The sequence below is a fragment of the Janthinobacterium silvisoli genome, from assembly GCF_014200725.1.
Classification (GTDB): domain Bacteria; phylum Pseudomonadota; class Gammaproteobacteria; order Burkholderiales; family Burkholderiaceae_D; genus Janthinobacterium.
In genome coordinates this window covers 175,506-188,339 of the sequence record NZ_JACHCL010000006.1, presented here as the reverse complement: position 1 = coordinate 188,339, position 12,834 = coordinate 175,506, and the positions used below count along the sequence as shown (strand labels likewise).

11 protein-coding genes are annotated in these 12,834 nt (G+C 57.8%); 6 read left to right on the top strand and 5 right to left on the bottom strand.

The features are described from left to right. The first annotated feature begins 4 nt into the window (after positions 1 to 4). Entirely contained in the window at positions 5 to 364 is a 360-nt protein-coding gene (hpf, locus tag HDE75_RS22510) for a ribosome hibernation-promoting factor, HPF/YfiA family (RefSeq protein WP_183680700.1), read from the top strand. Positions 365 to 440: 76 nt separating this feature from the next. Here hpf and rapZ read toward each other — a convergent pair whose 3' ends face one another. The 5 genes from rapZ to ilvA form a co-directional block, all read right to left on the bottom strand. Then, positions 441 to 1,304 (bottom strand): RNase adapter RapZ, encoded by an 864-nt coding sequence (rapZ, locus tag HDE75_RS22505; RefSeq protein WP_183680698.1) that lies wholly within the window; start codon positions 1,302 to 1,304, stop codon positions 441 to 443. Between the two features lie 427 nt (positions 1,305 to 1,731). Further along, positions 1,732 to 2,667 (bottom strand): HPr(Ser) kinase/phosphatase, encoded by a 936-nt coding sequence (gene hprK, locus HDE75_RS22500; RefSeq protein WP_183680697.1) that lies wholly within the window; start codon positions 2,665 to 2,667, stop codon positions 1,732 to 1,734. 36 nt (positions 2,668 to 2,703) lie between these two features. Then, positions 2,704 to 3,186 carry a PTS sugar transporter subunit IIA gene (locus HDE75_RS22495; RefSeq protein ID WP_183680695.1) on the bottom strand — a complete coding sequence of 161 codons (483 nt, stop codon included), beginning with the start codon at positions 3,184 to 3,186 and terminating at the stop codon, positions 2,704 to 2,706. A 345-nt stretch (positions 3,187 to 3,531) separates the two neighbouring features. Further along, on the bottom strand, positions 3,532 to 4,374 hold the full coding sequence (gene queF, locus HDE75_RS22490; RefSeq protein ID WP_183680693.1) for an NADPH-dependent 7-cyano-7-deazaguanine reductase QueF: 843 nt from the start codon (positions 4,372 to 4,374) through the stop codon (positions 3,532 to 3,534). Between the two features lie 133 nt (positions 4,375 to 4,507). Continuing rightward, positions 4,508 to 6,043 (bottom strand): threonine ammonia-lyase, biosynthetic, encoded by a 1,536-nt coding sequence (gene ilvA / locus HDE75_RS22485; protein WP_183680691.1) that lies wholly within the window; start codon positions 6,041 to 6,043, stop codon positions 4,508 to 4,510. A 200-nt stretch (positions 6,044 to 6,243) separates the two neighbouring features. Between ilvA and HDE75_RS22480 the strand changes: the two genes are divergently transcribed. From HDE75_RS22480 to ubiE, 5 genes are all read left to right on the top strand, one after another. Then, complete coding sequence (locus tag HDE75_RS22480; RefSeq protein ID WP_183680689.1) at positions 6,244 to 6,735, top strand: YqaA family protein; 492 nt, start codon at positions 6,244 to 6,246, stop codon at positions 6,733 to 6,735. Between the two features lie 255 nt (positions 6,736 to 6,990). Next, complete coding sequence (locus HDE75_RS22475; RefSeq protein ID WP_183680687.1) at positions 6,991 to 11,022, top strand: DUF3683 domain-containing protein; 4,032 nt, start codon at positions 6,991 to 6,993, stop codon at positions 11,020 to 11,022. Between the two features lie 5 nt (positions 11,023 to 11,027). Next, complete coding sequence (locus HDE75_RS22470) at positions 11,028 to 11,471, top strand: HIT family protein (RefSeq protein ID WP_311735153.1); 444 nt, start codon at positions 11,028 to 11,030, stop codon at positions 11,469 to 11,471. Between the two features lie 8 nt (positions 11,472 to 11,479). Continuing rightward, entirely contained in the window at positions 11,480 to 11,926 is a 447-nt protein-coding gene (locus tag HDE75_RS22465) for a gamma-butyrobetaine hydroxylase family protein (RefSeq protein WP_183680684.1), read from the top strand. 150 nt (positions 11,927 to 12,076) lie between these two features. Next, positions 12,077 to 12,811, top strand: coding sequence for a bifunctional demethylmenaquinone methyltransferase/2-methoxy-6-polyprenyl-1,4-benzoquinol methylase UbiE (ubiE, locus tag HDE75_RS22460; RefSeq protein ID WP_034753359.1), 735 nt, complete (start codon positions 12,077 to 12,079; stop codon positions 12,809 to 12,811). Positions 12,812 to 12,834: the final 23 nt, after the last annotated feature.

Genomic DNA, 12,834 nt, shown 5'->3' with positions numbered 1-12,834 from the left:
GTGTATGAATCTCACCATCAGCGGACATCATCTTGAAGTGACACCGGCCATCCGTGAATATGTACAAACGAAACTGGAGCGTGTGAAACGTCATTTCGATCAAGTCATCGATATTGCCGTGATTCTGACTGTCGACAACCTCAAAGAGAAAGCAAAACGCCAAAAGGCTGAAGTCAATCTGCGCCTGAGCGGCAAGACCGTGTATGTGGAAAGCCTGGCGCAAGACCTGTACGCCGCCATCGATACCCTGATCGACAAGCTGGACCGGCAGGTAATGAAATACAAAACCAAAGTGCAAGGGCACGGTAAAGCGGCGATCAAGCATCTGCCAGACAACACAGAAGAAGCCGCCATCGCCGTCTAAGGCCAGCCGCTTCCTACCGTTGTGATCAAACTAAGGGCGCATATCGCGCCCTTTTTTGCGCGCGTCTTTTACCTCATCATGTGCGTTCGCGATGACGCAATACGACCCGTTCTTTCTCGCCGAAATACTGCGCCAGTCGTTCCGCCATATAGACCGAACGGTGTTGTCCACCCGTGCAGCCCAGGGCCACGGTCAGGTAGCTGCGGTTGTCGGACTTGAAGGATGGCAGCCATTTTTCGATGAAGGCACGTATGTCGCCCAGCAATTCAAGCGCACTGGGCTGGGCGTCGAGAAAGGCGATCACGGGTCCATCGCGGCCATCGAGGGGGCGCAAGGTCAGGTCGTAATAGGGGTTAGGCAGGGCGCGCACATCGAAGACGAAATCGGCGTCGAGCGGCACGCCCAGCTTGAAGGCAAACGATTCGAAAAACAGGGTCAGCGGTGCGCGCTCGGAGGCGACGATATCCTTGATCCAGGCGCGCAGCTTGTTCGCGCTCAATTCGGAGGTGTCGATCAGGTGACCGAGCTGTTCGATGGCCGACAGGCGTTCGCGCTCTTCGGTAATGCATTCGATCAATGTGCGGCGGCTGGCCGGATTCTGGTTGGGACGCAATTCGTGCGACAGCGGATGGCTGCGCCGCGTTTCAGAAAAACGCGCCACCAGCGCGTGCGTGGTGGCCGTCAGGAACATGACCTTGACGTCATGCCCCTGGTCGCGCAGCAAGGCCACATTGTGCGGCAGGCTGACCAGCGATTCGGCACTGCGCGCATCGACGGCCACGGCCAGCTGCGGCGTGCCTTCATCGAGCAGGGTTTGTACCAGGCTGGGCAGCAGGGCAGGCGGCAAGTTGTCGACGCAATAGTAGCCAGCATCTTCCAGCACATTGAGTGCGACAGATTTACCGGAGCCGGATATTCCGGTGATAAGGACGATATGCATAGGGGCGATCATACAATAAAGATCGTTGCTCTGCCCCGTCAGCCACTATCTTTACAAATTCTTGCAACTTGATGACGTCTAACGTAACCTACTGCGCGTCGCGATTTGCGGCTGGCGATGCTCACCGTACTAAAGTACGGTTGCGCTTCTCAGCCACAACTCACTGTCGCTCGCTACGGTTGTGTTACGCGTCGTTAAGCAAACAGGATTTCAGTATTTAATCGACACTCATGGCGAGGCGTTGGTGTAGCAGGGAATTCGCGAAGCGGCGCTTCGCGCCTGCGTAACGGTTCGCCCATGTAAGGGCGAACTCCACTGCAGACTAATCCCCGCTCATTGCTAATCTCTGGTGTAGCAGGGATTTCGGAGTGCATCGCTCTCCGCCTGCGTAACGGTCCTCGCCTACGAGCGAGGACTCCTTGCAACGTTAATCGCCACTCATGGCGAGGCGTTGCCGCTCCATAAATTCCTGCAAGGTATCGATCCCCCGCAATTGCAGGATGGTGTTGCGTACGGCTGCTTCCAGCAGTACGGCGATGTTGCGGCCGGCGGCGACGGGGATCACGACCTTGCGGATGGGCAGGCCCAGCACGTCTTCGGTGGGGAACAAAAAGGGCAGGCGCTCGACCTCTTCTTCGAGCGCATTGCGGCGCACCAGGTGCACGATCAGTTTCAAGCGCATCTTGCGGCGCACGGCCGTTTCGCCAAAGATAGCCTTGATGTCGAGCAAACCCAGTCCCCGTACTTCGAGCAGGTTTTGCAGCAGCGGCGGGCAGCGTCCTTCGATCATGTTCGGCGCGATGCGCGAAAACTCGACGGCGTCGTCGGCTACCAGGCCGTGGCTGCGCGAGATCAGTTCCAGGCCCAGCTCGCTCTTGCCCAGCCCCGAGTCGCCCGTGATCAGCACACCCACGCCCAGCACGTCCATGAATACGCCATGCATGATGATGCGTTGCGCCAGTTTTTTCGACAGGTAGACGCGCAGGAAGTCGATCACCTGTGCGGCCGGCAGCGGGGTCGAGAACAAGGGTATATTTTGCTCGTCGCAAATGGCGAGGATGTCGGGCGGCGTTTCCAGGCCTTGCGCGATGATCAGCGCCGGCGGGCCGCCAGCGATCAGTTCGCCGATCACGTGGGTGCGCGTGTTGACCTTGAGGCGCTGGTAATAATTGATTTCCTGGTGGCCGAACACCTGGATGCGGCCCGGATGGATCAGGTTCAAGTGGCCGACCTGGTCGGCTGCGGAAGAGACATCGCCAGAGATCAGGCGTTCGCCGCCGGGGAAGCCGGCGAACCAGCCCAGTTGCAGGCTTTCACGATTATCGTCGTACAGGCGTTGTATCGTCAGCGGCGTTTGCAACATGGCGGTCTTCTTCAGGAGTGGAGGAATACCTGAAGTTTAACCCGCCGCCTGCAAGCTGGGTTGCCAATTGATGATGCGGTTATGCACCGATTTCGGATCGGGATCGGTGGCCAGGGCCGTGCGGAACGCATCGTCCGAAAACATTTCAGCAATTTCCGACAGGATTTCCAAGTGTTGCTGCGTTACATGATCTGGAATCAGCAGGAAAAACAACAGGTTGACGGGCTTGCCGTCCGGCGATTCGAATGGGATCGGTTCGGCCAGGCGCACGAAGGCGCCCAGTGGCGCTTTCAGGGTCTTGCTGCCCTTGACCCTGCCATGCGGTACGGCCACGCCATGTCCCAGACCTGTAGAGCCCAGCCGTTCGCGGGCAAACAGATTGTCCGACACGGTGGAGCGGGCGATGCCGTAGTTGTTTTCGAAGATCAGGCCGGCTTGTTCGAAAGCGCGCTTTTTGCTGGAGACTTCCAGATCGAGCAGGACGTTTTCGATGGATAATATTTTGCTAAGATTAGTCATGACACTCAGTGAAATGGTGCAATGCGCAGAGGGCTTGCGAGCCGAATTATAGGCCTGTTTTGGTGGCCTGTAACGTCAATTCTCGACAGTATACGCCCGCTTGCAGCGCAGTGGGCGCTCGTGTACGAGTCATCTTCATTTTAATAAAAAAACAATATCAAGGTGAATTAGCTATTTCTTGATTGAAAACGAATATCTTGCCGGTTTTTCCGTCGCAGAAAAGCAAATTTCCGATTTTTCCGTGCTTTTTTCGTACCACCCGGTATCGCTGCCACGTTGTTTTAAAACACAGCCGACATTCCTGCCGGCATGTTTTTTGCGTTTTATATGCTTTATTGACGTGCCTTATTGGCGGGCATTCCGCAAATTGCCCGGCATCTTGCCCGTGCTGAAGTTACTGCGCCACGGGTTGATATCGAGTCCGCCGCGGCGTGTGTAGCGCGCGTAGACGGACAGTTTTTGCGGTGCGCACTGGCGCAGGATGTCGACAAAGATGCGTTCCACGCATTGTTCGTGGAATTCATTATGTTCACGGAAACCGATCAGGTAGCGCAACAGGCTTTCCTGGTCGATTTGCGGTCCCGCGTATTCGATCTGCACGCTGCCCCAGTCCGGCTGTCCCGTCACCAGGCAATTCGATTTGAGCAAATGCGAGACCAGCACTTCTTCCACCGGCGCTTCGTCCCTGGCCGCTTTCAGCAGCAGGGGCGAGGGCGTGTATTGCGTGATCTCGATATCGAGGCGGTCCAGCAGCAGACCATCGAATTCGCCCATCTTCAGCTTGCCGAAATCTTCCTGCAAGGTCAGTTCCACCTGCACCGGAGCGCCAAAACCGTTCGATAAATCCTGTACCAGCAAGGCGCGCAGGGCGTCGGCGCTGGCCAGCCGGGTCTGGTTGAACGAGTTCAGATACAGCTTGAACGATTTCGATTCGATGATGTTGGGCGAATCGGCCGGGGCGCTGACCTTGGCGATAGCCACTTGCGGCTTGCCGCGCAGGTTGAGCCACGACAATTCGTAGGCATTCCAGATATCGAGGCCGAAAAAGGGCAGGGTGCCGTGCAGCGCCAATTCATCGCGCTTGCCCTGGCGCGGAATCGGAAACAGCAATTCCGGCGCGTAATCGGTGCGGTAAGCGGAGTTTTTGCCCAGTGGAGACAGGCCGGCAAGGTCGTTGGTGGTGGTCATGGTCGTGTCGCATAGTTCAGTCAAGCACGCATGGTAGCCTAAATTAACCGAACGGCAAGGCTGGGGTCAGTTCTTTCGGAATCGGCATGCGTCCCATTGGTCCGCATGCCCCCGGCGGGTCTGACCCCATAATTTAGCCAAGAAATAATTTGTACACCGGATTGCTGGTCTCATCCCAATAACGATAGCCGAGGGTATCGAGGAACCGGGCGAATTCCGGCATTTCCTCGGGCGGCACCTGCAAGCCGATCAGGATGCGGCCCACGTCGCCACCCTGGCTGCGGTAATGGCACAGTGAAATGTTCCAGTTTGGCGCCATGCTGTCGAGGAAGCGCATCAGCGCGCCCGGGCGCTCGGGAAACTCGAAGCGGTACAGCAATTCGTCCTGCGCCAGCTGGCTTTTGCCGCCCACTAAATGGCGCAAATGGGTCTTGGCCAATTCATCGTGCGTCAGGTCCAGGGTCTTGAATTCGTGTTCTTCGAAAATACTCGCCACCTGGGCAGACTCGTCGCGGTTGGCGATCTGGATGCCGACAAACACGTGGGCCTGTTTTTCATCGCTGATACGGTAGTTAAATTCCGTCACGTTGCGCGCGCCGACCAGCGAGCAGAAGCGCTTGAAGCTGCCACGTTGCTCGCGCATGGTGACGGCAAATACAGCTTCGCGGAATTCACCAAGCTCCGCCCGTTCGGCCACGAAACGCAGGCGGTCGAAGTTCATATTGGCGCCGCTGGCGATCGTCACCAGGGTTTCATTGTTGACCGGGTGGCGCGACAGGCTGGCCCGTTCCACATAGGCCTTGGCGCCGGCAATGGCCAGTGCGCCCGAGGGCTCCAGAATGCTGCGCGTATCCGTAAACACATCCTTGATGGCGGCGCAGATGGCGTCGGTATCGACGGTGATGATTTCATCGACATACGCTTGCACCAGGCGGAAAGTTTCTTCGCCGGCCAGGCGTACGGCCGTGCCATCGGCAAACAAGCCCACGTCATTCAGGGTGACGCGCTCACCGGCCTTGAGCGAGCGGGCCATGGCGTTCGAATCGACGCTTTGCACGCCGATGATCTTGATGTCCGGGCGAATCTGTTTCACGTAAGCAGCGATGCCGGCGATCAAGCCGCCGCCGCCGATGGGTGCGAAAATCGCGTGGATCGGGCCGGCGTGCTGGCGCAGGATTTCCATGCCGATGGTGCCCTGGCCGGCGATCACGTCGGGATCGTCGAACGGGTGTACAAAGGTCAGCTTCTGTTCCTGCTCCAGCGTCTTGGCATGGTTGAACGCATCCGTGTAGGACTCGCCGTGCAGTACCACTTCCACCTGCGTGCCACCGCGTTGCTTGACCGCCTCGATTTTGACCATCGGCGTGGTGGTCGGCATGACGATGACGGCGCGGCAGCCCATGCGCGCCGCCGACAGGGCCACGCCCTGGGCGTGGTTGCCAGCCGAAGCGCAAATGACGCCCCGTTTGCGTTCCGCATCGCTGAGCTTAGCCATCTTGTTGTAGGCGCCGCGTATCTTGAAGCTGAATACGCTTTGCATGTCTTCGCGCTTGAAATAAATCTGGTTGCCCAGGCGTTGCGACAGGGCAGGGGCCAGTTCCAGCGGTGTTTCAGAGGCGACGTCATAGACGCGGGCGGTCAGGATTTTCTTGAGGTAGTCGATGTTCATAGTCTACAAGCGAGTGATTCTGGGCCAGGAACTTACTGGAACGTGTACGTCGATAGCGGTCTTGCCGTAGCGGGTAAGCCAGGATAGATCGATGCCTTGAAGCAGCAGGCCGGTAGGCCTTTGTGGCTGCGCACGGTTGATGCCCGGCGAAGTCTGCGCTTCATTATAATGTAGAGCTTTATAGCATCGAATAGTGTTCAATGATCGAATCTGCAATCGCCTGGTTGCTGCACCTGATTGCAGCGCCGGAGGTCGGGCTGACATCGGTCTTTCTGATCAGCTTTATCTCCGCCACCTTGTTGCCGCTCGGCTCAGAGCCGGCCGTCTTTGCCGTGATCAAGGCCAATCCCTCGCTGTTCGGCGCCGTGATCGTGGTGGCCACCGTGGGCAATACCCTGGGTGGCATGGTCGACTACTGGATGGGCTATCGCGCCAAACAGGCATTTGCCAAGGAGCGTGAAACACGCTGGTTCGGCTGGCTGGCCCGCTATGGCGCCAAAACCATGCTGCTGGCCTGGCTGCCCGGTATCGGCGACCCCCTGTGCACCCTGGCCGGCTGGCTCAAATTGCCGTTCTGGCCTTGCGTTGTGTATATGGCCATCGGCAAGTGCGCACGCTACCTAACCATGACGATATTACTGCTGTATGTACCCGATGGTACCTGGCATTGGATAGGCACCTTGCTGTCTTGAGTGAGATCAAATGCAAGCCCATTTCCATCCATTTTTAACAGTTTGATAATTCGTGGCTAGAACAGATTCTTGGCATTTTTCTTTAAAAAATGGCGTATGAATCATTTTTTATTCACATAAAAATTGGCTTGGCCATATTTGATATGGCTTGCCAGACCCTGCATAAACCTTGGGCGGGCTAAGGCTGTTAGGGCATGGTGCGGCGCAATAAGCTAGAATGGACGTTTAGGGTAAGTCTACACGCCACCATATTCCATGAACGCTCCCGCACAAATTCAAGCTTTATTGGCAGAAACACCGAATGGTCCAGCAGCCAGCCGACTGCGCGAAATCCCGTATAACTACACGTCGTTTTCCGATCGCGAGATCGTCATACGGCTGTTGGGGGAGGACTCCTGGCGTCTGCTCGATGAGCTGCGCGGCGTGCGTCAGACAGGCCGTTCCGCGCGCATGCTGTACGAAGTGCTCGGCGATATCTGGGTGGTGCGCCGCAATCCCTATCTGCAAGATGATTTGCTCGACAATCCCAAGCGCCGCCAGGGCTTGATCGACGCCTTGCATCACCGCTTGACCGAAGTTGACAAGCGCCGCCTGACGGTCGATAGCGCAGCCGATGCTGCCGCCGATACGGCGGCAGACACCCAGCAGCGCAGCGCCAATGTCGAATCCCTGCTGAAAGCGGCCGGCAAGGCCGTGGCCGATTTTGGCGACGAGTTCCGCAAGACCTATGACTTGCGCAAGCGCACCGTCAAGGTACTGGGCCGCTACACGGAAAAACACAATATCCGCTTTGACGGCATGACCCGCGTGGCCCACGTGACGGACGCCACCGATTGGCGGGTCGAATATCCTTTCGTCGTGCTGACACCCGATACGGAAGAAGAAATGGCGGGCCTGGTCAAGGGCTGTATCGAGCTGGGGCTGACCATCATCCCGCGCGGCGGCGGCACCGGTTACACGGGCGGTGCGATACCCTTGACGCCGATGTCGGCCGTGATCAACACAGAAAAGCTGATCACCTTGGGTGCGGTGGAAATGCAAGTCTTGCCCGGCTTGACGCATGAATACGCAACGATCAATTCGGGCGCCGGCGTGATCACCAACAAGGTTTCGGAAGCGGCGGAAAAAGCCGGTTTCGTGTTTGCCGTCGACCCGACCTCGGCCCATGCATCGTGCATCGGCGGCAACGTCGCCATGAATGCGGGCGGCAAGAAAGCCGTGCTGTGGGGTACGGCGCTGGATAACCTGGCCTCGTGGCGCATGGTCGACCCGAATGGCGACTGGCTGGACGTCACCCGTCTGGACCACAACCTGGGCAAGATCCACGATATTGCGCTGGCGCGTTTCCAGCTGGAATGGCGTCATCCGGGCACGCGCGATGCGACGAAACCGAACACCCCATTCAAGACGGAAATCCTGGAAATTCCTGGCCGCAAATTCCGCAAGGAAGGCCTGGGCAAGGACGTGACCGACAAATTCCTGGCCGGCTTGCCGGGCATCCAGAAAGAAGGTTGCGACGGCCTCATCACGTCGGCGCGCTGGATCTTGCACAAGATGCCGAAATTTACCCGCACCGTCTGCCTGGAATTTTTTGGCCAGGCGCGCGATGCGATTCCATCGATCGTGGAAATCAAGGATTACCTGGACGGTTTGCCGGCCAAGGGCGAGCAATACACGACCCTGCGCCTGGCTGGCCTGGAACATCTGGACGAGCGCTACCTGCGCGCCGTTGGTTACGCCACCAAGTCCAAGCGCGGCGTGTTGCCGAAGATGGCCCTGTTTGGCGATATCGTCGGCGACGATGAAAATGCCGTCGCGCAAGCGGCCTCGGAAGTGGTGCGCATCGCCAACACGCGTGTGGGCGAAGGCTTTGTTGCCGTCAGCCCGGAAGCGCGCAAGAAATTCTGGCTGGACCGTGCCCGCACGGCGGCGATTGCCAAGCATACCAATGCGTTCAAGATCAATGAAGACGTAGTGATTCCGCTCAATCGTATGGGCGAATACACGGATGGCATCGAGCGCATCAATATCGAACTGTCGATCAAGAACAAGCTGCAACTGGCCGTAGCGCTGAGCGCATTCTTTGGCAAGGGCAACCTGCCTATCGGTAAGAGCGACGACGCTTTGGATGACCGGGTCGATGACGCGGAAATGCTGGGCGACCGCGCCGAGCAGGCGCAGCAGCTGTTGGCTGATGTGACCGCCCGTTGGACCTATCTGCTGGGCCAGCTGGACCGTCCGCTGAAGGACGTGCAAGGCGAGCTGGCCGAACTGGGCCTGGAGCGCTTGCTGCCCGTGTTCGTAGCGCGCCTGCAGACGCAGCCTGAAGCGACCTTGTTCGATGTAGTGCAAGACCGTACCGTGCGCATTAGCTGGAAGCAGGAAATCCGCGCCCAGCTGCGCCAGATTTTCAATGGCGCCGCCTTCAAGCTCATTCTTGACGAGGCAACGGCGATCCACGCGCGCATCTTGCGTTCGCGCGTCTTCGTGGCGCTGCACATGCATGCGGGCGACGGCAATGTGCATACCAACTTGCCCGTCAACTCGGACAATTACGAAATGCTGCAAGACGCCCACGAAGCAGTGGGCCGCATCATGGTGCTGGCCCGTTCGCTGAATGGCGTGATTTCCGGCGAGCATGGTATCGGCATTACCAAGCTGGAATTTTTGACGGAAGAAGAGATTGGCGACTTCCGCAGCTACAAGCTGCGCATCGATCCGGAAGGCCGCTTCAACAAGGGCAAGCTGCTGAACCTGCCGGGTATGGGCGCCGACTTGCGCAATGCCTACACGCCATCGTTCGGCCTGATGGGGCACGAGTCCCTGATCATGCAGCAAAGCGATATCGGCGCGATTGCCGACAGCGTCAAGGATTGCTTACGCTGCGGCAAGTGCAAACCCGTGTGCTCGACCCACGTGCCGCGCGCCAACTTGCTGTACTCGCCGCGCGACAAGATCCTCGCCACTTCCTCGCTGATCGAAGCGTTTTTGTATGAAGAGCAGACGCGGCGCGGCATTTCCATCAAGCACTGGGAAGAGTTCGAAGACGTGGCCGACCACTGCACGGTCTGCCATAAATGCGTCACGCCTTGCCCCGTGAATATCGATTTCGGTGACGTGTCGATGAATATGCGCAACCTGCTGCGCAAGATGGACAAGAAAAGCTTTAATCCGGGCACCAAGGCCACCATGATGTTCCTCAACGCCACCGATCCCGTGACGATCAATGCGACGCGCAAGGTCATGATAGGCTGGGGTTACAAGGCGCAGCGCCTGGGCCATGATTTGCTGAAGAAATTTGCCAAGAAGCAGACCAAGGCGCCGCCGCCATCGACGGGCAAGCCGCCGGTCAAGGCGCAGGTGATCCACTTCATCAACAAGAAGATGCCGGGCAACTTGCCGAAGAAATCGGCACGCGCCTTGCTTGATATCGAAGACGACAAGGTGATCCCGATCATCCGTAATCCGAAGACCACCACGGCCGATACGGAAGCCGTGTTTTACTTCCCCGGTTGCGGGTCGGAGCGTTTGTTCTCGCAAGTGGGACTGGCAACGCAAGCGATGCTGTGGGAAGTGGGCGTGCAGACCGTCTTGCCGCCAGGCTACCTGTGCTGCGGTTATCCGCAGCGCGGCGCCGGCGAGTTCGACAAGGCTGAAAAGATGATGACGGATAATCGCGTCCTGTTCCATCGCATGGCCAACACGCTCAATTACCTCGATATCAAGACGGTGCTGGTATCGTGTGGTACCTGCTATGACCAGCTGGCAACCTACCAGTTTGAAAAGATTTTCCCCGGCTGCCGCATCATGGATATCCATGAATACCTGCTGGAAAAACAGGTCAAGCTGGAAGGCGTGAACGGCACGCGTTATATGTACCACGAGCCTTGCCACAATCCGATGAAGCTGCAAGAGTCGGGCAAGACCATCAATTCCCTGATCAGCACGGTAGATAATGTTAAGATCGAAAAGAATGACCGTTGTTGCGGCGAATCGGGTTCGCTGGCCGTGACGCGTCCTGATATTTCCACGCAAGTGCGTTTCCGCAAGGAAGAAGAAATGGTCAAGGGCGCCGACAAGCTGCGCGGCGACGGTTTTACGGGCGACGTGAAAATCCTCACCAGCTGCCCATCGTGCCTGCAAGGCTTGTCGCGCTACAATGACGATTCAGGCACCACCGCCGACTATATCGTCGTCGAGATCGCCAAACATTTGCTGGGAGAAAACTGGATGCCAGACTATGTGAAACGCGCCAATGACGGCGGCATCGAACGGGTGCTGGTGTGAGTTCCGTGCACTGCGATCTGTGCACCTTGCTTGATGGCTACGCCAACAAGCAGGGTCTGGAAACCTTGCTGTGGCGCAGCGATCGGCTGGCCGTGGTGGCCGTCGATGACGCTGCCTATCCCGGCTTTTGCCGCGTGATCTGGAACAAGCACGTCAAGGAAATGACGGATTTGACTCCAGGCGAGCGCAATTACGTGATGGAAGTGGTCTGGCAAGTCGAGCTGGCCGTACGCGAAGTGATGCAGCCGGAAAAGGTCAATGTCGCCAGTTTCGGCAATATGACGCCGCATGTGCACTGGCATGTGATCCCCCGCTACCGTGACGATGCGCATTTTCCGCATCCGAGCTGGGCCGTGGTGCAGCGCGAAACGCCGGCCGAGGTGCTGGCGGCGCGCCGCGCCCTGTTGCCGGCATTGCGCACCGCCATTATTCAACGCTTATCTGCATAAAGTTACTCATGAACCAAATCGCCACTCCGCAACCGACCGGCATTACCGTCCACAACCAGTCGCGCGTGCTCGACATCGCTTTCGACGATGGCAGCCAGTTCGCGCTGCCGTTTGAATACCTGCGCGTGTATTCGCCTTCGGCCGAAGTGCAGGGCCATGGCAAGGGCCAGGAAGTCTTGCAACTGGGCAAACGTCTGGTGGGCTTGACGAATCTGGAACCAGTCGGCAACTACGCTTTGCAACCGACCTTCAGCGATGGCCACAACACGGGTTTGTATACCTGGAGCTATCTGTACAAGCTGGGCGCCGAGCAGGCCAAGCTGTGGCAAGACTACCTGGACCGCCTGACGGCAGCCGGCTACCCGGGCGACAGCGGCCGCGATGCGCTGGCCGACATGACGATCAAGCAATCTTCCGGTCACGTTCACGGCCCCAGCTGCGGCCACAAGCACTAAACGTTTCCGCTGCAGAAACGGGCTGCGCCGGACGGTTGACACCGCTCCGGCGCAGCCCGTTTTTTTTGTCCGTTTTTTTGTCCCTATGGCAAGCAGGGTGAAATCAGCTTGCGCTTGTATAATGCACTTAGTTCAAACAGGCTGCCTACCATGACCAATACCACCCATTTCGGATATAAAACAGTTGCAGAAGACGACAAAGTGCGCGAAGTCGCCAAGGTGTTCCATTCCGTCGCTGCCAAATATGATGTGATGAATGACTTGATGTCGGGCGGGCTGCACCGTCTGTGGAAGACGTTTACGATTGCCAACGCGGGCGTGCGCCCCGGCTTCAAGGTGCTTGATATAGCCGGCGGCACGGGCGACCTGTCGAAGGCCTTTGCCAAGCAGGCTGGCCCGACCGGTGAAGTGTGGCTGACCGATATTAATGAGTCGATGTTGCGCGTAGGCCGCGATCGCCTCTTGAATCGTGGCTTATTGACCCCAACTCTGCTGTGCGATGCTGAAAAGCTACCTTTTCCTGACAACTATTTTGACCGTGTCAGCGTGGCTTTCGGCTTGCGTAATATGACACACAAGGATGTGGCGCTGGCAGAAATGCGCCGCGTGCTGAAACCGGGCGGCAAGCTGCTGGTCCTGGAATTTTCCAAGGTGGCGGCGCCGCTGCAAAAACCCTACGATCTGTATTCGTTCTCGGTGCTGCCGTGGTTTGGACAGAAAATCGCGGGCGACGCGGAAAGCTATCGTTACCTGGCGGAATCGATCCGCATGCACCCTGACCAGGAAACGCTGAAGACCATGATGGAAACGGCGGGCCTGGAGCGTGTGCAATATTACAATTTGACGGCAGGTATTGCCGCTTTGCATACCGGCATCAAGATGTAGTGGTGCCGGCACTTTAGGAGATG